This is a genomic window from Luteibacter sp. dw_328 (assembly GCF_018449605.1).
Classification (GTDB): Bacteria; Pseudomonadota; Gammaproteobacteria; order Xanthomonadales; family Rhodanobacteraceae; genus Luteibacter.
Genome location: NZ_JAAVUW010000010.1, coordinates 16688 through 39812, shown reverse-complemented (window position 1 = coordinate 39812; position 23125 = coordinate 16688). Strand labels below are relative to the sequence as shown.

At 64.5% G+C, this 23125-nt stretch carries 19 protein-coding genes; 13 read left to right on the top strand and 6 right to left on the bottom strand.

Translation table 11 applies throughout. The annotated features are described in order from the left end of the window. Positions 1 to 6: 6 nt before the first annotated feature. On the bottom strand, positions 7 to 1038 hold the full coding sequence (locus HB634_RS20990; RefSeq protein ID WP_213950011.1) for an oxidoreductase: 1032 nt from the start codon (positions 1036 to 1038) through the stop codon (positions 7 to 9). A gap of 92 nt (positions 1039 to 1130) precedes the next feature. On the opposite strand from HB634_RS20990, the gene HB634_RS20985 reads away from it, so the two are divergent. After that, positions 1131 to 1937, top strand: a complete 807-nt coding sequence (locus tag HB634_RS20985) for an SDR family oxidoreductase (protein ID WP_213950010.1) — start codon at positions 1131 to 1133, stop codon at positions 1935 to 1937. Here HB634_RS20985 and HB634_RS20980 read toward each other — a convergent pair. Genes HB634_RS20980 through HB634_RS20970 form a run of 3 tightly spaced genes read right to left on the bottom strand, consistent with a single transcriptional unit; the run spans position 1934 to position 4514 of the window. After that, positions 1934 to 2749, bottom strand: a complete 816-nt coding sequence (locus HB634_RS20980) for a metallophosphoesterase (RefSeq protein WP_063571884.1) — start codon at positions 2747 to 2749, stop codon at positions 1934 to 1936. The genes HB634_RS20985 and HB634_RS20980 overlap by 4 nt on opposite strands. Then, positions 2746 to 3693, bottom strand: a complete 948-nt coding sequence (locus tag HB634_RS20975; RefSeq protein WP_213950009.1) for a diacylglycerol kinase family protein — start codon at positions 3691 to 3693, stop codon at positions 2746 to 2748. The genes HB634_RS20980 and HB634_RS20975 overlap by 4 nt, the downstream gene beginning before the upstream one ends. Positions 3694 to 3734: 41 nt before the next feature. Next, on the bottom strand, positions 3735 to 4514 hold the full coding sequence (locus HB634_RS20970; protein ID WP_063571882.1) for a phosphatase PAP2 family protein: 780 nt from the start codon (positions 4512 to 4514) through the stop codon (positions 3735 to 3737). Positions 4515 to 4594: 80 nt separating this feature from the next. On the opposite strand from HB634_RS20970, the gene HB634_RS20965 reads away from it, so the two are divergent. The 4 genes from HB634_RS20965 (at position 4595) to prpC (ending at position 10345) form a co-directional block, all read left to right on the top strand. Next, the gene (locus tag HB634_RS20965) at positions 4595 to 6205 is read left to right on the top strand and encodes an alpha/beta hydrolase-fold protein (protein WP_213950008.1); all 1611 of its coding nucleotides are present in this window, start codon (positions 4595 to 4597) and stop codon (positions 6203 to 6205) included. A gap of 10 nt (positions 6206 to 6215) precedes the next feature. Beyond that, positions 6216 to 8123 (top strand): propionate--CoA ligase, encoded by a 1908-nt coding sequence (prpE, locus tag HB634_RS20960; RefSeq protein ID WP_063571881.1) that lies wholly within the window; start codon positions 6216 to 6218, stop codon positions 8121 to 8123. A gap of 167 nt (positions 8124 to 8290) precedes the next feature. Continuing rightward, complete coding sequence (gene prpB, locus HB634_RS20955; protein ID WP_063573388.1) at positions 8291 to 9178, top strand: methylisocitrate lyase; 888 nt, start codon at positions 8291 to 8293, stop codon at positions 9176 to 9178. 12 nt (positions 9179 to 9190) lie between these two features. Next, a complete protein-coding gene (prpC, locus tag HB634_RS20950) occupies positions 9191 to 10345 on the top strand; it encodes a 2-methylcitrate synthase (RefSeq protein WP_213950007.1) in 1155 nt (384 codons plus the stop codon). A gap of 655 nt (positions 10346 to 11000) precedes the next feature. Here the strand turns inward: prpC and HB634_RS20945 are convergent. Continuing rightward, the gene (locus HB634_RS20945) at positions 11001 to 13019 is read right to left on the bottom strand and encodes an FAD-dependent oxidoreductase (protein ID WP_213950006.1); all 2019 of its coding nucleotides are present in this window, start codon (positions 13017 to 13019) and stop codon (positions 11001 to 11003) included. Positions 13020 to 13315: 296 nt separating this feature from the next. Between HB634_RS20945 and HB634_RS23035 the strand changes: the two genes are divergently transcribed. The 6 genes from HB634_RS23035 (at position 13316) to HB634_RS20915 (ending at position 18395) form a co-directional block, all read left to right on the top strand. Next, positions 13316 to 14248 carry a hypothetical protein gene (locus tag HB634_RS23035; protein ID WP_213950005.1) on the top strand — a complete coding sequence of 311 codons (933 nt, stop codon included), beginning with the start codon at positions 13316 to 13318 and terminating at the stop codon, positions 14246 to 14248. Between the two features lie 93 nt (positions 14249 to 14341). Next, complete coding sequence (locus HB634_RS20935) at positions 14342 to 14707, top strand: hypothetical protein (RefSeq protein WP_063571752.1); 366 nt, start codon at positions 14342 to 14344, stop codon at positions 14705 to 14707. Then, positions 14704 to 15387: a C39 family peptidase gene (locus HB634_RS20930; protein ID WP_063571753.1), complete on the top strand. Its 684-nt coding sequence runs from the start codon at positions 14704 to 14706 to the stop codon at positions 15385 to 15387. The genes HB634_RS20935 and HB634_RS20930 overlap by 4 nt, the downstream gene beginning before the upstream one ends. After that, entirely contained in the window at positions 15384 to 15971 is a 588-nt protein-coding gene (locus HB634_RS20925) for a hypothetical protein (protein WP_213950004.1), read from the top strand. Before HB634_RS20930 ends, HB634_RS20925 begins: the two co-directional genes overlap by 4 nt. Positions 15972 to 15973: 2 nt before the next feature. Then, entirely contained in the window at positions 15974 to 17398 is a 1425-nt protein-coding gene (locus HB634_RS20920) for an acetate kinase (RefSeq protein ID WP_213950003.1), read from the top strand. 142 nt (positions 17399 to 17540) lie between these two features. After that, entirely contained in the window at positions 17541 to 18395 is an 855-nt protein-coding gene (locus HB634_RS20915; RefSeq protein WP_218625578.1) for a porin family protein, read from the top strand. Between the two features lie 627 nt (positions 18396 to 19022). On the opposite strand, the gene HB634_RS20910 is transcribed toward HB634_RS20915, so the two are convergent. Continuing rightward, the gene (locus HB634_RS20910) at positions 19023 to 19721 is read right to left on the bottom strand and encodes a TerC family protein (RefSeq protein WP_063571756.1); all 699 of its coding nucleotides are present in this window, start codon (positions 19719 to 19721) and stop codon (positions 19023 to 19025) included. Between the two features lie 288 nt (positions 19722 to 20009). Here HB634_RS20910 and HB634_RS20905 point away from each other — a divergent pair, with 288 nt between their 5' ends. Together HB634_RS20905 and HB634_RS20900 are read left to right on the top strand one after the other, a co-directional pair. Further along, positions 20010 to 21461 (top strand): bifunctional 2-methylcitrate dehydratase/aconitate hydratase, encoded by a 1452-nt coding sequence (locus HB634_RS20905; protein ID WP_213950002.1) that lies wholly within the window; start codon positions 20010 to 20012, stop codon positions 21459 to 21461. A 196-nt stretch (positions 21462 to 21657) separates the two neighbouring features. Next, positions 21658 to 22752, top strand: a complete 1095-nt coding sequence (locus HB634_RS20900) for an OmpA family protein (protein WP_063571758.1) — start codon at positions 21658 to 21660, stop codon at positions 22750 to 22752. Positions 22753 to 23125 lie beyond the last annotated feature (373 nt).

Here is a 23125-nt window from a genome sequence, read left to right as displayed (position 1 = left end):
TCCGATTCACAGCGAAACGCTACGCCGCTCCCGCGCACTGATCTGCGCGGCTTCGATCACCCGGATCACATCGCGCGCTGAGTGCGCATCGACCGGCATCGCCGTGTTCTCTCTGATCGCCGTGGCCACGCCGTCGTAGAACGCGGTGTAGCGCCCCGGCAGGGTATCGATCACCGTCGCCGTGCCGTCGGCATCCGTGAAACGGCCAAACAGCAACGGGTCGTCACCACCCCAGCCCTCACCACCGGGCCGCCGACCCTCGCGCAGCGCGGCCTCCTGCCCGTCGATGCCATATTTCACGAAGCTGCCGCCGTCGCCGTGCACGAGGTAGCGGGGCCCGGGATCGCGCACCAGGACAGACGCGTGAAGCACCGCGCGGCGATGCCCGTAGTCGAGCACCAGATGGAAGTAATCGTCGGCCCTGGCCGCGGCGCGCTGGCGTGTCACGTCGGCTGTGATGGCCTGTGGCATGCCGAAGAGCACCAGCGCCTGGTCGATCAGGTGCGCCCCCAGGTCATAGAGCAATCCGGCGCCCGGCGTCTCGGTTTCGCGCCAGCCCTGTTTGATCTCCGGCCGGAAGCGATCGAAATGCGCCTCGAAATAGACGACTTCGCCAAGCCGACCGTCGTCGACGAGGCGCCGCACGGTCAGGAAATCGTTGTCCCAGCGGCGGTTCTGGAATACCGAGAGCTTGCGCCCCACCTGGTCGGCGAGGCCGATAAGCGCCTCGGCTTCCGCCGCATTGAGCGTGAACGGTTTGTCGACCACGACGTGTTTGCCCGCTTCCAGTGCGGCGCGGGCCAGCGGCGCATGGGTCTCGTTAGGGGTGGCGATAACGACGAGGTCAATGGACGGATCGGCCAGCAGCGCCCGGGGGTCCTCATAGGCCACGGCCTCTGGGAAATCCCGGCGGATCTCGTCGGTGCGGCGGCTGCCGATAGCGGACAGGCGGAGGCCGTCGGCGGCGGCGATCAATGGCGCATGGAAGAAGGCGCCTGCCGTGCCGTAGCCGATAAGGCCGGTGGAGATCGGTTGCATGGTCGCTCCTGGGCGGGATATGCCACCAAGATTAGCGCGGCTCGCCTGACCGTTTCGTTTAAAGTCGAACCCTTCGTTGGAGGAGAGCCGCCATGCCCACACCGAAACACGTTGCGCCGGTCCCGTGCTCGCCTATCGGCGAATGGCCCGACAAGGTGGTCCTCGTGACCGGCGGGGCGCAGGGAATCGGTCGGGGAATCGCCGAAGGCGTTCTGGAGGCCGGTGGCCGCGTCGTCATCGGGGACCTGGACGCCGAAGCGGGCAAGGCCTGCATGGACGCCTGGGACGCGGGCGATCGCGCGGCCTTTCTCGTACTCGACGTGGCGAAGGAAGCGAGCGTCAAGCGCTTTGTGGCGGCGGCGCTTCGCCGATTCGGACGCATCGACGGCCTCGTCAATAATGCGGGCATCGCGAACGCACACACCGCGCCCGTCGAAAAACTCGACTGGGCCGAATGGAAGCGCCGCATCGATACCAACCTTGGCGGCACGTTCTTGTGCAGCAAGCACGCATTGCCCTCGTTGAAGAAATCCAACGGAGCGATCGTCAACATCGCTTCGTCGCGTGCGCACCAGTCCGAACCCGATAGCGAAGCCTATGCGGCGAGCAAGGGCGGCATCGTCGCGTTCACGCACGCGCTCGCGATCAGTGCGGGTCCCGTCCGCGTCAATGCGATCAATCCGGGATGGATCGTCGTGGACGACTGGAGGAAGCCGTCGGCGCGGCGCAAGCCCAGGCTGTCCGCGGCGGACCACGCACAGCATCCGGTGGGTAGGGCAGGTGTGCCGCCGGACATCGCGGCGCTTGCCGTGTTCTTGCTGTCGTCGCAGGCAGGCTTCATCACTGGCGAGAATTTCACCGTGGACGGTGGTGTCGCCCGCAAGATGCACTACGTCTAGGCGCTGTAGCGTTCGAGTGGGATGGTCGTCTTGCCACCCGGGTCGAAGCGCCCGTTGGCCTCGTTGTAGTCCCACTGCTCGACAACGCATGCCTGGCGGTCGCCGGATGCGTCGTGCCGGATCACGTTGAACGAATTGCTTATGCCTTCACGGATGCGCGTCGACAGGGCCGTACCCGCCTGCACCGACCATAGCTCGCTGGCCAGCTTGCGCGACGGCGTATTCAAGGGGCGCACATACGGCAGATGGATGTGACCGCCGAGAACGAGATCCGCCCCCGCCGCGGCCCAGGCCGCGATGGCGCGCTCATGGTTGATCAGCAGGTTACGGACGTCCTTCTCGCGGATGACGTGCACGGGTTGGTGCGTGACGACCACGCGCAACTGTGCGTCGGTTGCCTGCCGCAAGCGCGCGCAGACGCGATCGATCTGCGCGTCCGACACCTCACCGTCCTTATGCCGGCGGGGCCGCACCGTGTTGACGCCGATGGCCAGCACGTCGTCGCTGGCGAACGCTGGCTCCAGGTTGTCGCCAAACACGCGGCGGTACCCTGCGAAGGGCGAGAGCAACCGGGCGAACACATTGACCAGCGGCACATCGTGGTTGCCAGGGATCACCAGCGTCGGCCGGTCATAGCCGTCGATGAATTGTTTCGCGGCATCGAACTGGGAGCGTCGCGCTCGCTGGGTCACGTCGCCTGAGAGAATGACGAGTTCGGGTCGCATCGAGACGAGAAGTTCACCGAGTGCGGTCACTACCTCGGGTCGCTCGGTGCCGAAATGGGGATCCGAAATGTGCGCGATGGTACTCATCCGGGATCCTCGCCGGGCTGGCGCGCACCATCGGTGAGCAAGGCAAGCGGACGCGGTGCGGCGCGGAACACGAGAGGCGGGTCGAGCCAGACGATCTCACCGTCGACAGCCACCTTGAGTTTCGCGCGGTGACGCTTCGGTGTCACGGTGATCTCGCGGAAGGCGAAGCTGACAGCATGCCGTGCTTCTCCCAGCTTACCCAGCGCGCCGCGTACGATCAGTCCGAACATGGTCAGGCGGCCGATCGGCTTGAGGACCAGACCGGCGAGGGTCCCGTCGTTGCGCTGTACGTCGATGGCTTCGGCGAGGCCGATCTTCTCCAGTTGCAGCGCATTGTTGCCGACGAACAGCGTGGGCGTGCGTAGCTTCCGCGTTCGCGCGCCGTCACTCACCTCGATGCGCAACGACCGGTAACCACGCATCATGGTCGCAAGGCCTGACCACAGCGCCACGATGCGGTGGCGGCCAAAGCGCTGTTTCCACGCCTCGCGGTCTTCGAGTACCTGTGGGTACAAGCCAAGGCTCGCATTGACGAGGAACACGCGGTCGTTGACCAGGCCGATCTGCGCGTGGCCGAGGGTCGCACGCAGCAAGGCTTCCGTCGCTCCGCGCGTATCGGTCGGTATGCCGTGTGTGCGGCCGACGAAGTTGAACGTACCTTGGGGCAGGATGCCCATCGGCAGCTGTTCGCGCCACGCAGCGGCGGCCACGACGTTGATGGTGCCGTCGCCGCCGGCGCCGACGATCGCGCCGCCGGAGGCCTTGGCGAACGCGATGGCGTCTCGCACCACATCGGCGATGTCGCCTTCGCCATCGAACAGGAAGAAGCGATGCGACCGTCCGGCCGCATCCAGGATCGAGGCAATCTCCTCGCGCGCAATGACGGCATCCTGGTGTCCGGAGCCGACGTTCATCACGATGGCGAAGGAAAGATCGTTACTCATCGGAGGGATCGAAGCATCCGGCTCGTCACGGTGGCATGAATTCAGTCGGTCGCCTTGCGTCCTTGCCGCATGCGGATGTATTCGGCGCTCCCCACGCATAGCGTCAGCCATGCGAGGCCCGTGGCATATCCGGCCATGACGTCGCTGAAATAATGCACTTGCAGCAGGATACGGCTGATGCCGATGAGGCTGATCATCGCTACCGCGACGATGACGATGGGCCGGTGAAAGCGGGGCGGCGTGAGCACGAGCAGGACGTAGGCGAGCATGCCGTAGAACACCATCGAGCCCGAGGCGTGGCCGCTGGGAAAGCTGTAACTTTTCTCGATGATGAAACCGTGATCGTGCAAGGGTCGCTCACGCTGGAACCACGCCTTCAACAGGCTGTTGATCACGACGGTGCCGACCAGGGTGACGATCCACACGCTGGCCAGCCGCCAGTGCCGTCGCCATAGCAACCCGATGAAGAGGAGCGCTGCGATCGTGCCGAGCACCGCCGAATTTCCCGTGCGCGAGAGCAGGGCCACGACGTGAAGGACTGGTCGGGGCATATTCTCCCGCAGATCGCTGGCCAGGGAGGCGTCGAAGACGGTCAACCCTGCCTGCTCACGAACTTCCACGGCGATGACGGTGGCGATCAGCAGGGTCGCCACGATCACGGCGACGGCCGTGGTGGGCCGCAGGAAGCTTCGCGCGGCCGGGTCCAGGCCCTCGCGTCGACGCACCGCCCGTCGCCAGCCGACATCGGCCCCCAGCAAGGCCAAGGCGAGCAAGACCGCCCAGATCGACAGGGCGTGCTGGCTGATCCATTCCGCATCCATTTCCGCAAGGTCCTCGTCTCATGGCAGGATCGGCCATGTTGCCATGCCGCGCCTCCGCGGCGAGAAGGGGAAAACACGCAATGAAGATCTCGTCCGCCCGCGCCGCCTTTGCGCTCGCGTTCCTTGCCGCTTGCTCGTTCACCGCCCAGGCCGATCAGGCGCCACTGGCGCACCGGATCGTCCGGATCACCCTCGACGGCGCGACCGACAAGGGCACGTCCGGACGCCTGCTCCTGTTCGCTGCACCGGCCGCCGTGGCCAGGGAAGCAGCGAAGGACGGCAAGGTGGAAGAGGTCGATACGAATCCGTTCCAGCCGAAGGCCGTCTCCGTCGCCGCGCGCGAGGTGAGCTGGATCGCCCCCGGGCAGTCGGTCGACCTCGACACGGACGGCGAAGCCTTTCCCGACGGATTCTCGAGCCTTCCGCCGGGCGATTACCTGGTCCAGGCGGTCCTCGACGTCGGCCACGACTACAACTACAGCGGCCGCCATGGCGGCGATCTGGTCAGCGAGGTCACCCCGGTGAAGCTCACGGCCGGTGGCTCGCTGCCCGCGCTGAAGCTGACCCGGACCGTCCCGGCCAGGGACGTCTGGCAGTTGCCGCCCTCGGTGCCCCAGGCGGTTCGCGACGTGCTGCCGGAGGCCCGCCAGCACGCGCACGCCGAGGTCCTGCAGAGCACGGCCCTGACCGCTTTCGCGGGCCGTCCGCTGTCGATCCGCGCCTGGGTGGTGACGCCGCCGGGTTACGACCCGAACGGTAAGACGCGCTATCCGACCGTCTTCGTCACCCATGGTTTTGGCGGTAGCTTCGATCGCTACGCCGGGACCATCGCCAACCTCTGGGCGGCGATGTCGAACAAGAGCATGCCGCCGATGATCTGGGTGCTGCTCGACGAGTCCGGCCCGACCGGCACGCACGAGTTCGCCGACTCGGTGAATAACGGCCCGTGGGGCCAGGCACTGACCACGGAATACATCCCGTGGCTTGAAGGCCGCTACAAGATGGACGCCAAAGTGGGCGGCCGCTTCCTCAACGGCCACTCCTCGGGCGGCTGGGCCACGCTATGGCTGCAGACGCGTTACCCGAAGGTATTTGGCGGCACATGGTCCACCTCGCCGGACCCGAGCGACTTTCACAATTTCACCGGCATCGACCTGTATGCCGCCAACGCCAACGCGTACAAGCGCCCGGACGGTACGGCGTATCCGCTGATTCGTGACAAGGGCCAGGTCATCGCCACCTTCGAGACCTTCGCTCATCTCGAACGCGTGCTCGGTGCCTACGGCGGCCAGCTCGGTTCGTTCGAATGGGTGTTCTCTCCCCGTGGCAAGGACGGTCGTCCCGAGCCGATGTTCAACCGCGACACGGGCGCGATCGACCCGGCCGTGGTCGCTTACTGGCACGACCATTACGACATTGCACAGCGCCTGCGCACGCACTGGCCCGAGCTGAAGCCGGACCTCGACGGCAAGATTCACCTGATCGTCGGTACGGCGGACACGTTCTATCTCGATGGTTCTGCGAAACTTCTCAAAGACACGCTCGACGGGCTCCACGCGAAGAGCGATATTCGTTTCCTTCCGGGCAAGACGCATTTCGACCTTTATGTGGAAGGCGACGACCGCAACGCGCTGCTGAAGAAAATCGCGTGGGAGATGTATGGCGTGGCAAGGCCGGGGCAAGGCAAATAAGGGACGCGGCATGACCTACGACGAACTCTGGCGGCGCTCGGTCGACGAGCCTGAGCTGTTCTGGGCCGAGCAGGCGCGGCTGATCCACTGGGAGACGCCGCCGCAACGCATTCTGGACGAGTCGCGGCCGCCGTTTCGTCGGTGGTTCGTCGGAGGCACGACCAATCTTTGCCACAACGCGATCGATCGCCATCTCGATGAGCGTGGCGACCAGCTGGCCCTCGTGGCGGTCTCCACCGAAACCGACACGACGCGCGAAATCACCTATCGCGAACTCCACCGTGAGGTGAATTCGTTCGCTGCCGTACTTATCGAACTCGGCGTGGGCAAGGGCGATCGTGTCGTCATCTACATGCCGAATATCGCCGAGGCCGTGTTCGCGATGCTTGCGTGTGCGCGCATCGGTGCCATTCATTCGGTGGTGTTCGGTGGCTTCGCCGCACACAACCTCGCCTTGCGCATCGATGACGCCGAGCCTGTGGTGCTGATCTGCGCCGATGCCGGTATGCGCGGAGGCAAGGTCATTCCGTACAAGCCGCTCATCGACGCCGCGCTACGCGAAACGAAAGCGCCGCCGAGGCATGTGTTGATCGTCAATCGCGAGCTCGATCCGGCCATGGAACGCATCGATGGCCGCGATGTCGACTACGCGAAGGCGCGCCGCAAGCACGAGGGCGCGATGGTTCCGGTCACATGGCTGGAGTCCAACGAGCCCAGCTACCTGCTCTACACCTCAGGCACGACCGGCAAGCCGAAGGGTGTGCAGCGCGACGTGGGCGGCTATGCGGTGGCACTGGCCCTGTCGATGACGACGATCTTCGACCTGCATCCGGGCCAGACCATTCTGTGCACCTCCGATGTCGGTTGGGCCGTGGGTCACTCCTACAACGTATACGGCCCGCTGATCGGCGGCTGTACCGCGATTCTCTACGAAGGCCTGCCGACGGCACCGGATCCGGGTGTCTGGTGGCGCCTTTGCGAGCGGTACCGGGTGAGGACCATGTTCTCGTCGCCCACGGCGATCCGCGTGCTGAAGAAGCAGGACGCGTCGTGGCTGTCGAAGTACGATCTCTCGGCGCTGAAATACATCTTTTGTGCCGGCGAACCGTTGGATCACACCACCTACGAGTGGCTATCGGCGGGTACCGGCAAACTCGTCGTCGACAACTACTGGCAGACCGAAACCGGCTGGCCGGCGGTATCGCTCATGCCGGGCCTGGACCTCAAGCCGGTCAGGCCGGGTTCGCCCGGATTCCCGACGTTCGGCTTTCGCATGCGCGTGATCGATGAGGCGACGGGGGATGAGAAGGAGCGGGGCGAGAAGGGCGTGCTGGTGATCGAGCCGCCACTGCCGCCCGGTTGCCTGAGCACCATCTGGCGCGACGACGATCGCTATGTGCGGAGTTACTTCGGGCACTTCACGGAGTTGCTTTACAGCTCGCTGGACTGGGCGGTGCAGGATGCGGACGGTTACCTGTTCATCCTTGGTCGCACCGACGATGTCATCAACGTGGCGGGTCATCGGCTCGGCACGCGTGAGATCGAGGAGTCGGTGGCCACGCTGGGCGCCGTGGCGGAAGTCGCGGTGGTCGGCATCGGCGACGAGCTCAAGGGCCAGTTGCCCGCCGTCTTTGCGACGCTGAAGCAGGGCGTGACCGACGACCCGCGCGACGTGGCACAGGCGATGGAACGACGGGTGGTCGAGCTGCTCGGCGCGGTGGCGCGCCCCGGCTGCGTCTATGTGGTGGGTGCGCTGCCAAAAACCCGCTCAGGGAAGCTGCTGCGGCGGGCCATCCAGGCGCTGATGGAGGGGCGAGATCCAGGGGATCTTTCCACGCTGGACGACCCGGCGTCGCTGGAGGAGATCCGGAAGGCGATCGCGCGGGGACCGCAGTGTGGTGGGCGTGGGGCGGGGTAGGGCGACCGCCGCGAGCACCCTTCGCCGCTGAAGCGGCTCCCACACGAAGCGTGTGGAGGTCTCCTGTATTTCTGTAGGAGCCGATTCATCGGCGATGCTCTCCCGCGACGCAACAAAGCCCCGACCCCGGTTCGCGCTAAAATGGGATTCTTTACGTGGAGAGTTCCATGGCACAGCTTCCCTCGGCCGGCGGCCGCTTTCGCGCCGCACTCGCGGCCGAACAGCCGCTGCAGGTGATCGGCGCGATCAACGCCAATCACGCCCTGCTGGCCAGGCGCGCGGGCTTCCGTGCCATCTACCTTTCTGGCGGCGGCGTCGCTGCCGGCTCGCTCGGCCTGCCGGACCTCGGCATCAACACCCTGGACGACGTCCTCACCGATGTCCGTCGTATCACCGATGTGTGCGACCTGCCGCTCATGGTCGACATCGACACCGGTTTCGGTCCCAGCGCGTTCAACATCGCGCGCACGGTAAAAAGCCTGATCAAGTTCGGCGCTGCCGCCTGCCACATCGAAGACCAGGTTGGCGCCAAGCGCTGCGGTCACCGTCCGGGCAAGGAAATCGTCACCACGGAAGAAATGGCCGATCGCGTCAAGGCCGCCGCCGATGCGAAGACCGACCCGGACTTCTTCCTCATCGCGCGGACCGACGCCATCGCGGTTCTCGGCGTGGAGGCTGCCCTGGAGCGTGCCGTGGCCTGTGCGGAAGCCGGCGCCGATGCCGTCTTCGTCGAGGCGGCTTACGACCTGCCAACCTACAAGCGCTTCGTCGATGCGCTCGACGTGCCCGTGCTCGCCAACATCACCGAGTTCGGCCAGACCCCGCTGTTCAGTACCGAAGAGCTCGGCAGCGTGGGCGTCGGCATCGTGCTGTACCCGCTTTCCGCGTTCCGTGCCATGAACAAGGCCGCTGAGAACGTCTACACCGCTATTCGCCGCGACGGTCACCAGCGCAACGTCATCGACACGATGCAGACGCGCGAAGAGCTTTACGACCGCATTGGCTACCACGACTACGAGCGTCGTCTCGACGCTCTGTTTTCCAAGAAGGGTTAAGGAGAGTCACGCATGACCGACACCACCACCACTACCCAGCCGAAGGCAAAGAAGTCCGTCGCCCTCTCCGGCGTCGCGGCGGGAAACACCGCGCTCTGCACGGTCGGCCGTAGCGGCAACGACCTGCACTATCGTGGCTACGACATCCACGACCTCGCCGCGAAGGGCTCCTTCGAAGAAGTGGCGTATCTGCTCGTCCACGGCGTGCTGCCGAACTGGATGGAGCTCAATGCCTATCGCGCCAAGCTGAAGCGCCTGCGCGGGCTGCCGGCACCGGTGAAGGCAGCACTCGAGCTGCTGCCCGCAGCGACGCACCCGATGGACGTGATGCGCACCGGTGCGTCGGTACTCGGTACCGTGTTGCCGGAGAAGGACGACCACAACATCACCGGTGCGCGCGATATCGCCGACCGGCTGATGTCCTGCTTCGGCTCGATGCTGCTGTACTGGTACCACTTCAGCCACAACGGCAAGCGCATCGAAACGGAGACCGAAGACGAGTCGATCGCCGCGCACTTCCTGCACCTGCTGCACGGCCGCAAGCCGAGCGACCTGCATTCGCATGCGCTCGACCGTTCGCTGGTGCTCTATGCCGAGCACGAGTTCAACGCCAGCACGTTCGCCGCCCGCGTTATCGCCGGTACCGGTTCGGATATGTACTCGGCGATCACCGGCGCCATCGGTGCGCTGCGTGGCCCGAAGCACGGTGGCGCGAACGAAGTGGCGATGGAGATCATCGCGCGCTACCGCAATGCCGCCGAAGCCGAGGCAGACATCCGCGCACGCGTGGAGCGCAAGGAAATCATCATCGGCTTCGGTCACCCGGTGTATACCGTGTCCGATCCGCGCAATGAAATCATCAAGGAGATCGCGCGCAAGCTCTGCACCGATGGCGGCAATCCGCGCCTGTTCGAAGTGTCGGAGAAGATCGAGAAGCTGATGTGGGATCTGAAGAAGATGTTCCCCAACCTCGACTGGTACTCGGCTTCGGCGTACCACATGATGGGCGTGCCGACGGCGATGTTCACCCCGCTGTTTGTCATCGCGCGTACGTCGGGCTGGAGCGCGCACGTGATCGAACAGCGTCAGGACGGCAAGATCATCCGCCCCAGCGCGAATTACACGGGACCGGAAGACCAGGCTTACGTGCCGATCGAAAAGCGCTGAAAGGAGGGCCCGCTAACGCGGGCCTTTTTTTTGGTTCTCGCCTTCGGCTTCGCGGGCTCGGCTTCGCCGTCGCTTCGTACACTTGGGCGTCTCGCGGGGAGACCTTGGTGTCCACCCTCGCGGCTCAGACAGTCCTCCGCGTTTCGTAGCGGAAAGGCCGCTGCGCGGCCCATGTACCTATTTGGCCTGCGGCCGCTCCACTTGTGCGGAACTCGCCTCGAGGGTGGACACCAAGGTCTCTCACGACGAAATGGTCAGCTGGACGGAGAGCCGTTGGGCGGAGCCGGCCGCCGAAGCGGACCGTCACGGTCGTCGTGCTGGTACGACCATTCCGGCTTGGTGAGACCCTTCCTCGCCGCTGCGCCGCTGCGCGCGGATGATCGCGACCGGCGCGCTGGGGTCGACCGTTTGGTAATGCCGACGAGCCGCCAGCCGAAGCAGCGTTGCTTCGTCGGCTCGACCCACACGAACCTCAGGGATGGGAAGAGTCTTCGGTGCCCACCCTCGAGGCGAGTTCCGCACAAGTGGAGCGGCCGTAGGCCAATAAGAACATGGTCCGCGCAGCGGACTTTCCGGTACGAAACGCGGAGGACGTGTCTGAGCAGCGAGGGTGGGCACCGAAGACTCTGCGCCATACCCTTGCCAAGCGAAGGCGTTACAACGCGGCGGCCAGGCGTGTCGCCTTATCGATCGCGCGCTTCGCATCCAGTTCGGCGGCGACATCCGCGCCACCCACCAGCCGCACGTCCACGCCGCGCGCCACCAGCGCCTGGTGCAACTGCCGGTTCGGCTCCTGTCCCGCGCAGACGATGACGTTGTCCACCTCGAGCACCTGCGCCTTGCCGTCGATGGTGACATGCAGGCCGGCGTCGTCGATGCGGTCGTACGCCACGCCGCCCACCATCGCCACCTTTTTGTTCTTCAGTGTCGCGCGGTGGACCCAGCCCGAGGTCTTGTTCAACCTTGCGCCAGGGCGTCCCGCCGTGCGCTGAAGCAGCCAGATCTGCCGTTCCGATTTTTCCGGTCGTGCGGGCATGAGGCCACCCGGCGTCGCCATGGTCATGTCGACGCCCCATTCCTTTGTCCAGCGCGCGATGTCGGTGCTGGGGGAGGGCGCTGCTTCACTGAGAAATTCAGCTACGTCGAAACCGATGCCGCCGGCACCGATGATCGCGACCTTGTGGCCGACCGCGGCGTTGCCATGGAGAACGTCGAGATAGGACAGCACCTTTGCATGGTCCGCACCTGGGAGATCGAGCGGGCGTGGAAGCACGCCGGTCGCAAGGATCACGGTGTCGAAACCATCGCCTGCGAGCGCGTCGACGGTGGCATCGGCGCCGAGGCGACACTCCACGCCGGTCTCGTCGAGGCGATGCCTGAAATAGCGTAACGTCTCGCTGAATTCTTCCTTGCCCGGAATGCGCTTGGCCATGTTGAACTGGCCACCGATTTCGGCGGCGCGGTCGAACAACACGACGGCATGACCACGCTCGGCGAGTGTCGTGGCAGCGGCGAGTCCGGCTGGGCCCGCGCCCACGACGGCGACGCGTTTCTTCGCGACGGCTGGCGTGATGGTGAGTTCGGTTTCGTGGCAGGCGCGCGGATTCACCAGGCACGATGCACGTCGGTTCTCGAAGACGTGGTCGAGGCAGGCCTGGTTGCAGGCGATGCAGGTGTTGATCGCCGCGGGACGGCTTGCTTTTGCCTTGTTGACCCATTCCGGGTCCGCGAGCAACGGGCGCGCCATGGAGACCATGTCGGCATCGCCATGGGCAAGGATCTGTTCGGCCACGTCGGGCATGTTGATGCGGTTCGTGGTGACGAGCGGGATGCCGACCTCGCCCTTCATGCGCCGTGTCACCCAGCTGAAGGCGCCGCGCGGCACGCTGGTGACGATGGTCGGGATGCGCGCCTCGTGCCAGCCGATACCGGTGTTGATGATCGTCGCGCCGGCTGCCTCGATGGCCTTGCCCAACGTGACGATGTCGCCCCACGGCTGGGCGTCGTCGACCAGGTCCAGCATGGACAGGCGATAGATGATGATGAAGTCCTTGCCTACGGCTTCGCGCGTGCGACGCACGATCTCGATCGGGAAGCGCATGCGGTTCTCGGCCGAGCCGCCCCAGCGGTCCGTGCGCTTATTGGTCCGGGCGGTGAGGAACTGGTTGATCAGGTAGCCTTCCGAACCCATCACCTCGACGCCGTCGTAGCCCGCGTCGCGCGCGAGCTTCGCGCTGCGCACGAAGGCGTCGATGCTGCGCTCCACCCCGCGGGAAGAAAGCGCGCGTGGCGTGAACGGGGTGATCGGCGACTTGATCTTCGACGGCGCCACCGAGAACGGCTGATAGGCATAGCGCCCGGCATGAAGGATCTGCATGCAGATCTTGCCGCCCTCGGCGTGCACGGCGCGCGTGACCTTGCGATGCCGGCCCACGTGCCAGGGCATCGACATCGTTCCCGACATCGGTTTCAGCCAGCCCTGGATGTTCGGCGCGATGCCGCCGGTGACGATGAGGCCGACACCGCCGCGGGCGCGCTCGGCGAAGAAGGCGGCAAGCTTGTCGTAGTCGCCGGCCTTGTCCTCCAGGCCCGTGTGCATGGATCCCATGAGCACGCGGTTGCGCAGCGTGGTGAATCCGAGGTCGAGCGGGGCGAGGAGGTGCGGATAGGACACGGCGGGATCCGGGTTCAAACGATCGTTCGAATGATCCACGTAACCGCCGTCCGGGGCAAGGGCGAGAGCACCAATAGGGCTCCGGACCAGTGGCGTTACGGCGTGTATCACGGCGTTTACAAAAGAAGGGGGCCGTTCAGTTTGCGAAATCGGGGAATCCCGCATGGGACGGCGGTCTCGCGGCAGGCGTGACCCCGGGCACGCAACTTGCTCTCTCCTATGACCCGGAACGTTGGCAGGGCGTCCGGCTTTCCCGCAGAAACAGGGGTTTCGCGTCGCTCACAGGAGACTCTCCCATGCGTAAGACTCTTATCGCCACGGCGATCTGCCTCGCTATCGGATTCGCACTGCCGGCCATGGCCGACGATACCCAGACGGGATCGTCAGGCGCATCGGCCCAACGTAAATCGATTGCCGTGCAGTACTCAGACAGCTCGACATACTCGGACAGCTCGACGCATTCGAATATGACCACCAACACGACATCCGGATCGTTCAACACCACGAACGCCATCGCTAACGGTGTACTGAACGGAACGGTCAGCGGTGTCACGACCTCCGGTAACGGAAATGTCGCCTCGAACTGGGGCAACGCCAATGGCGGCAAAGGCGGATCGGGCGGTGACGGCTATGGCGCCAAAGGGTCGGGCGGACGCGGCGGCTCCGGCGGTGATGGTGGCAACGCGCGTGCTCGTGGCGCTGTCGGTGGCGACGGCTCCTCCGACAGCGGCAGCGCCGGCTCGCTGACTGCATCGGCCGGTGGCAGCGCGCACGGTAACGGTGGTGACGCGTCGGGCGACGGCGGCAACGCACGTCAGCGCGGTGCCGGTGGCGGAACGGCGACGGGTGGCTCACCGGCCGGGACGGGCGGCTCAAGCGCAAGCGCGGGCGGCGCAGGCACGTCTGGTGATGCGACCGCGACGGCGACTGGCGGTGCAGCTACCGGCGGAGCGGGCGGTGAAGCCCTTGCATCGGGCGGCGCAGGCGGAGCGGGTGCGGCCGGCGGTAGCGGCACGGGCGGCAACGGCAATGGCGCAAGCGGCGGTACCGGCGGCAACGGCGGCTCCAACAACGTCAACGCCGGTGACTTCAACATGTCGAACAGCTTGAGTGGTGCAGGTGCGGGCGCAGCCGGCATCAGCAACTTCGCGCAGAACAGTGGCGCGGCGTCGTTGATTCAGCAGGGTGTGAACGTCCAGGCCAACCTCAGCGTGGGCGGCGCTCCGTAAGGCAAGCAAGAACGAAAGCGACGGGAACCACGGAGCGCCTCGCGCGCTCCGTGGACATCCAAAAGGAACGAACGTCCTTGCTGGAGAACACCCATGCCGAACCACCCGATTCACCGCGTGCCCGTTGCGCTGGCTGCGATCTTCGCTGCCTGCGCGAGCATGGCCGCGTACGCCACGCCGCCCCCCGGAGAGGAGCCTCCACCGTCTTTCGGCGCGGCCACGCCGGTCGATCAGCTGAAGGATATGAGCGGCGGTACGAACACCACCAACAACGTCAACAACCAGACCCTCAACGGCACGATGACCGACACGGAGGCGAAGGACAATTTCAGCGCGGGCAACATTGTTTCCGGTGGTTCATTGACGGGCTCCGCCGGCTTGCCGACGGTGATCCAGAACTCCGGCAACAACGTGCTCATCCAGAACTCCACGATCCTCAACATCAGGATGAACCAGTGAGGACGGCCTGCACCGTCGCCCTGCTTTTCGCGCTTGCCGCCACACCGGCGGTCGCGATGGGGGCAGAGGTGCAGACCAGTCCGGGTACGTCGTACCCGCTGCACCTGACGAGCCTTAAGGAAGCGCGTTTCCGCAACACGATCCGGCAGAAGTACGACTTCAGCTGTGGCTCCGCCGCGGTGGCCACGCTGCTCACCTACCAGTACGGCTATCCCATCGACGAGCAGTCCGCTTTCGACGTCATGTACAACAACGGCGACCGCGCCAAGATCGGCAAAGAGGGCTTCTCCTTGCTGGACATCAAGCGGTTCCTCGCTTCGCGCGGTTTCGACGCCGATGGCTTCGACGTCCCGCTGGAAAAGCTCGATGTCGAAGGTATCCCTGCCATCGTGCTGATCAACGAGCGCGGCTACCACCATTTCGTGGTGATCAAGGGCTACAAGAATGACCGTGTGCTGGTCGGCGACCCCGCACGCGGCACCCGTTCGATGTCGAAGCGCCGCTTCGATGCGATGTGGAATAACCACGTCGTCTTCGTCATCCATAACGAACGAGACCGCGCCATTTTCAACAGTCCGCGCGACTGGGCGGTCGCTCCTGCATCACCCATGTTCGAGGGCATCGAGCGTAACGGGCTCAGCCCCATCGTCATGCCCAAGCGCGGACCGGGGGACATATGAAAACCCGCCCCATCCTGTTCGCCGTCGTATTCGCCAGCGGCGCCTGTGCCGCCACGCAGGCGGCCGACTTTCCGATCAACCACGCGGTCCCGGATGCCACATTGGACACGATCCGTGGCGGCTTCGACTTCGGCGACAACCTCGTTGCCTCCTTCGCGCTGCAGCGCACGGTGCTTATCAATGGCATGGAGGCGATGCAGACCACGGTCTCGGTACCCAACATCGCCAACATCACAGCCCAACAGGCGGCGCAGTTGCAAAGTGCCCTGCAGACCACCGTGATCAATGTGGGCAGCAGCGCGGTGAGCACTCCGCAGACCAGTAACGCGGCACAGGCCAGCGCGACGGCGCAGTCCGCGGCGTCGGTGCCGGCCATGAGCGCGCAGGCACCGGCGGCGGCATCTGCGGCGATCAATCTGCCCGCTTCCGTCACGCCCGGCCTGATCATCCAGAACACGCTAGACAACCAGGCCATCACGGCCACCACCACGATCGACGCGTCGGTGAACTCGGCACGCATGCTTCAGAACATGCGGATTTCGGAAGCAGTCAACGACGCGGTGGTCCAGTTCCGGGGGAATTAAGCATGTATCGCAACGGCAGGGTGATGCAGGCAAAAACGTGTGCGGGTGCTCTTGCGTTGGCGACGCTTCCGATGTGGATCGGAGCGTGCCTGGCGCAGGAGGCCAGCGCGAGCAGCAGTAGCAGCACGGTCGATCCGGCACTGCGCGAGAAGATCGAGGCGCAGGGGCGACGTATCGATGCGATGCGCAGCAAGATGGCGGAACAACTCGCCGAACTCGAGCAGATGAAGCGCGAGCTCGCATCGCAGGAAGTGCAGTACAACGACCTGCGCAAGGCCATCGGCATGAATGCGCTGGAGGAGGCGCGTGGTGGCTCGGCGGCCGTCGCGGGCACGCAGTCGGCGCCGCAGGACCAGCAAGCCCCGCAGGACCAGCAGCCGGGTGCGCCTGTTCCGGGAGCGCCGCCTGCACAGGCCTCGCAGCCCGTGGTCGCGACGAGGCCGGTCGGCAGGCGACCCGCGGAAGACGACCGCCCGCCGGAAGTCGCGCCGATCTTCGACCAGCCCGGCGTGCTCACGCCCAAGGGCAAGCTCATCATCGAACCCTCGTATCAGTACGGCTATTCGTCGAGCGACCGCGTGGCGCTCGTCGGCTACACGGTGATTCCGGCCATCCTGATCGGCCTGGTCGACGTACGCCAGGTGAAGACGACGACGCAGACCGGTGCCCTGGCGTTCCGTTATGGCCTGACCAATCGCATGGAACTCGAAGTGCGCGTGCCGTATGTCGATACCCACACCGATACGATCAGTCGCGAGATATTCACCGGCACCGCGCAGGACAACCTGTTCACCACCAGTGGCAAGGGTATCGGCGATGTCGAAGCCACGTTGCGCTATCAGCTCAACGATGGTGGCGCGGACAAGCCGTACTACGTTGGCTGGTTCCGCGCAAAATCGCGCACCGGTCGCGATCCGTTCGAGGTCACCAGTGATTGCGTGACCCGTTGCGTAGAGAACTTCACCGGCACCGGCTTGCCCCTGCAAAGCCCCACGGGCACGGGCTTCTATTCGGCGCAGGCAGGCGTGACCTGGTTGTATCCCTCGGATCCGGTCGTGTTCTTCGGCAATCTCAGCTATCTGCACAACTTCGAACGCAAGAACGTAAGTCGTAACGTATTGCTCGCCGGCAAGCAGTTTCTCGGGGACATCAAGGCGGGCGACATTGCCGATATCAGCCTGGGCATGGGCCTTTCGCTCAACGAAAAGGCATCCATCAGCATCGGTTACGACCAGGCATTCGTCGGTCGCACGCAGCAGAACGGTGATCCGTTGCCGGGATCGGCGCGTGTGACCCTGGGTTCGCTGTTGATCGGCGGTTCGTATCGTTTCAATGAAAAAGAGACCTTGAACGTGACGCTGGGCGTTGGTGTCACCCGCGATACGCCAGATACGACGATCACGGTGCGCGTACCGATCACGCTCTGAAGTACACACAATTCATTCACTCTTCTGAACGCGTTTCAAACACGCGCGAATTCGCGTGCACGCGGTGCACACATCCTTGCTCGTTAATATTTCGATGGGGGTTCGATCAAAAACAAAGACATTGGCAGGGAGTTTCAGACACATGCGCAACCGTCATCATCGTTTCGGCAAGGCCACCGCGGGCCTCGCCATCGCCACACTCGCTGTCTTCGGTGCCACTGCGCATGCGCAGGACAGCAACAAGAAATCCCAGTCGCCAGCGCTCGACAATATCAGCCTGTGGGTCGGCGGTTACTACACGAACAACGACACCAACATCGGCGGGAAGACGAGCTACCTCAACACCAGCGGTAACGTGAATCTCGAGAAAGATCTCGACTTCAAGAAGCACAAGACCGTACCGCGCGTACGTCTGGACTTCCTCATCGGCGAGCACCAGGGCTTCAGCTTCGACTACTACGAAGTGAATCGCTCGCATTCGAAGACCCTCGAAGAGAACGTCGAATTCCTCGGCCAGCCCATCGACGCCGCGGCGGAAGCGAGGGGCAACCTGAAGTTCACCTTCGGCAGCGCCGCCTACAAGTGGTGGTTCGGCACCGGTGACGACGTCTTCGGCCTCGGCCTGGGTGCGGCGTATTACAAGGTGCACGCCAGCGTTTATGGCAGTGCGACGATCAACGACGAGACCGCCGCGTCGGGCGCGACCGCCAACGAAAGCGCCTGGGCGCCGAACCTGCAGATCGGCTGGCGCCATGCATTCAACGAGCAGTGGCGCATGTACTTCAACGCCTCGGGTGTGAAGAAGAATGGCGGTGAGCTCAACGGCCACATCTTCGATGCTGCCCTCGGTGTCGAGTATTTCCCGTGGCAGAACGTGGGTATCGGTGCGGAGTACGCGTACACGAAGATCAAGCTCAACCAGGACAAGCGTCAGTACAACCTCGACCTGGACATGAAGCTCAACGGTCCAGCGGCTTACATTCGCTTTCGCTTCTGATCGGATCGTCTGGTTGGCGAGCGGCCTCATGCCGTTCGCCTAGCCAGGGGGAATCCTGGGGCCGCCTTCGGGCGGCCTTTTTTATGCGAATCGCTCGCTCCGCGAGCGCATGTTTTAAGCGGCGTTCGCCGCCTCACGCTCGTGATGCTTCGGGAGTCGCGGTTGGGTTGGCCCTTGGGGCCGCGGCGCGGCTCTTCGAGACGGGCGGTAGCTGGGCTCTCGCTCCGTCAGCTGGTCGGGGCCGCCCTCAGCTTAGGCGGCCCCAAGGGCCAACCCAACCGCGACACCGAACGCTGAGGTTGCGTGTGGCACAAGCGCCACGCCGCTTCGTCGCCCGAGGTTCGATGAGCGGGCAGACTGCCTTCTGTAGGAGCCGCTTCAGCGGCGAACCCTCAGGTTGTCGAGGTTGCGAATGAGGCTTTGTGGTTATCAGGCGAGCGGTTCAACCGCCGACACGATGCGATGCAATGCCTCATTCGCGACGACCATCGCTGAGGGTTCGCCGCTGAAGCGGCTCCTACACAAGCGGTGCTGCAACTCGCTGGCTTTGTGCTCGACCCAACACACCCACAAGCGTGAAGCGGCGCAAGCCGCTGGGTACATGAGCTCGCGTGGCGAGCTATCCCCTCACTCGCCAGCGAGAGGCAAGGCTGCCTTCGCGCGCTGCGCGAGGCGCGCACGCCACCAGCCGCCAGCGCAAATGCCGATAACGAGCAGTGCATCGAGAGTCCACGGCGTCCACGGGTTGGCCTCGAACCACGCAGCGACGAGCGGGTCATGCGCGATCATGCGTGCCGCTGTCCAGGCGATAGCCGCGGCGCCGATGTAGATCACGACGGGGAAGCGCTCGATCAGCTTGAGGATGAGCGTGGAGCCCCAGACCACCAAAGGCACGCTGATGGCAAGGCCGAGGACCACCAGTCCCATGTGGCCCTTGGCCGCGCCGGCGATCGCCAGGACGTTGTCCAGGCCCATCAGCGCATCCGCGATAACGATGGTGCGGATTGCCGCCCAGAAGCCCGCAGCGGGCGTTATGGAGGGATCATGCTCGTCGTGCTTGAGAAGCTTCCACGCGATGGGAATGAGCAGGGCGCCACCGATCAGCATCAGTCCGGGCAGCTTGAGCAGCCAGATCACCGCGAAGGTCAGCACGATGCGCAGGGCGATGGCGCCGAAGGTGCCCCAGAAAACGGCCTTCTTCTGCAGTTCGCGGGGCAGGTTGCGAGCGGCCAGCGCGATGACGATGGCGTTGTCGCCAGCCAGCACCAGGTCGAGCAGGATGATCGCTGCCAGGCCGGAGAAGAATTCGGGGGTGAGAAAATCCATGAAAGCGGGTCCTTCGCGCGTTATGAGATCGAATGCGGCGGCGACGGGTACGCGCACCCGTCGTCACCACAAAAGTCTCGTTCCCGGCGCGATGCCGCCGCGACGCCCGGGACGCGTGTGGCGTCCGTACTGACGATCGTCGCGCACGAAGCCCGAAGGCTCCGCGGAACTACTCCCTCTTGGGCGGTAGTCGCGGGCATTGTGGCGGTTGGGATGCACCGCGGCAAGACATACCCGGGGGTCGACCGGTTAAAATCGCCGGTTTCCCACCCTCCACGAGTGAAGTCCATGAGCGCACACGATATCCGTTCCGCCACGCGTCCCGATCCGGACCAGCCGCTGGTGGACATCGCCAACTACGTGGCCGATTACCAGATCGACTCGAAGGAAGCCTACGACACCGCGCGCTACATGCTCCTCGACTCGCTGGCCTGCTCAGCCCTGGCGATGAAGTTCCCGGATTGCGTCAAGCACCTCGGCCCCCTGGTTCCGGGCGCCGTGATGCAGGGCGGCACGCGCGTGCCGTTCACCTCGCATGAGCTGGACCCGGTCCAGGCGGCCTTCGCCATCGGCACCCAGATCCGCTATCTCGACTTCAACGACACCTGGCTGGCCGCCGAGTGGGGCCACCCGTCGGACAACCTTGGTGCGATCCTCGCGGTCGCCGACTACCTCTCGCGCAAGGCACAGAAGGAAGGCGGCAAGCCGCTGACCGTGCGCGATGTTCTCGGCTACGCCATCAAGGCCCACGAGATCCAGGGCTGCTACGCGCTCAAGAACAGCTTCAATCGCGTCGGCCAGGACCACGTGATCCTGGTCCGCCTGGCCTCCACGGCCGTGACCACCGCCATGCTCGGCGGCGGCAAGGAGCAGATCACCACGGCCGTCTCGCACAGCTGGATCGACAACGGCGCGCTGCGCACTTATCGCCACGCCCCGAACACCGGCCCCCGCAAGAGCTGGGCCGCCGGCGACGCCTGCCGCCGCGCTGTCACCCACGCGATCAACGCCGTCTACCGCAACGTGGTGGGTTACCCCTCGGCCCTCACGGCCAAGACCTGGGGCTTCTACGACGTGGCCTTCAAGGGCAACGCTTTCGAGTTCGAGCGCCCGTTCGGCAGCTACGTGATGGAAAACGTCCTGTTCAAGATTAGCTTCCCGGCCGAGTTCCATGCCCAGACGGCCGTGGAATGCGCCATGGCCCTGCACGCCCAGGTGGCCGACCGGGTCGACCAGGTCGAGAAGGTCGTCATCGAGACCCAGGAAGCCGGCGTCCGCATCATCGACAAGACCGGCCCCCTGGCCAACTACGCCGACCGTGACCATTGCATCCAGTACATGGTCGCCGTGCCGCTGATTTTCGGTCGCCTGACGGCGGACGACTACAACGACACGATCGCCGCCGATCCGCGTATCGACGCCCTGCGCGACAAAATGACCGTGGTGGAGAATCCGCAATTTACTAAGGATTACTTCGACCCGGAAAAGCGCTACATCGGCAATTCGGTGCAGGTTTTCTTCAAGGATGGGTCGAAAACCGAAAAGGTTTCGATCGATTTCCCCATCGGCCACCGCAATCGCCGTGCCGAAGGCATCCCGGTCCTGCTCAAGAAGTTCGAGGCCGCCCTGCGCGCAGAATGGCCTGCAGAGCGGGTGGAGAAGGTTCTTGCGGTCACTTCTTCGCCGGAAATGCTTGATGCCATGCCCATTCACGAGTTCATGACACTCTTCACGGCTTGATAATAGCCGTGACTCAAGTATGAACGGCGGTTTTTAGCACGTGTTCAATTGTTTGATTTTTGCTAAACTGCCGCCGCCCGTTGAAGGGGTTTAAAGCGAGGGACGGCGAAGTCCCCGGATTCGATAAAGAGTTTCTACGCGCGATTTCCGTCTGGGGTGGAGCGCGGACGCGAATACCAATAATGAGGAGACACCGATGAAACGTAAGGGCTTGTTTTTGCTGATCGGCTTGGCCCTGGGCGGCGTGGGTGCCGTTCACGCGCAGGAATCCGCTGACGCGGGTAACGGCTATGACGGCCGCTGGTACGTCGCCCCGACGGTTGGCGGTTACTACAACGATACCGACCGCAATACCAATTCGCGTCAGGCCTACTACGGTCTGGGCGTTGGTAAGTTCATTTCGAGCAACGCCTCGATCGACATCTTCGCTGACCGCACCAAGCGCGACAACGATGGCAATGGCCATTGGGCGAACAACGATTACGGCGTGGCCGCTCGCTTCTACGCTGGTGCGTGGGACAGCTGGCGCCCGTACCTGCTGGCCGGTGTGATGGGTGCTTACCACCACAACGCGTCGGACAAGGGCTGGGCACCGGCTGCCGAACTCGGCGTCGGCGTGTCGAAGACCATCACCGACAGCTCGGACTTCCGCGTTGAAGCCGGCTACCGTTATGACTGGGACGACAAGACCATTCGTAGCGAGAACGGCTACGGCGACTGGTTCCTCGGCTTCTCGATCGTCTCCCGCTTCGGCGAGCCGCCGGCAGCTCCGGCTCCGGTCGCTGCTGTCGCTCCGGCCGCTCCGGATTGCTCCACCCTCGACAGCGATGGCGATGGCGTGAACGATTGCGACGACAAGTGCCCGGCCACGCCGGCTGGCACGATCGTCGGTCCGGATGGTTGCCCGCAGAAGGTCGTCATCGACCTGCGCGGCGTCAACTTCAAGTTCGACCGTCCGAAGAAGGGCGAGACGAACATCGGCCCGACCCTGCAGGAGCCGACCAGCGAATCGCTGGGCGTCCTCGACCAGGCTGTCGACACGCTGCAGCGTTACCCGACCGTCAAGGTCACGGTTGCCGGTTACACGGATAGCGTCGGTAAGGACGCTTACAACCAGGGTCTGTCCGAGCGTCGCGCCAAGATCGTGTTCGACTACCTCACGGCTCACGGCATCGGTGCCGACCGTCTGGAAGGCCCGATCGGTCACGGCGAGAACAACCCGATCGACACGAACGACACGGCCGAAGGCCGCGCTCGCAACCGTCGTACGGAACTGCAGGTTCAGCAGTAATCCGTTAAAGATCGGTAGTTGCATAAAGGAGCCCGGCGAAAGCCGGGCTCTTTTTTTTTAGGTTCTTCGCGGAACTTCGGGGACGCTTGAAGGGTGGTTCACTCGCTTTGCGAGTGCGTGTTTCAAGCGGCTCGCGCGCCGCCGATTACGTCAGGGGTGAGGCGCAGAGCCTTCGGTGCTCAGACGTAGCGGTGCAGAGCCTTCGGTGCCCACCCTCGCTGCTCAGACACGTCCTCCGCGTTTCGTACCGGAAAGGCCGCTGCGCGGCCGTGTACTTATTTGGCCTACGGCCGCTCCACTTGTGCGGAACTCGCCTCGAGGGTGGGCACCGAAGGCTCTCCCGCACCCTGAGGTTCGCGTGGTCGAGCCAAAG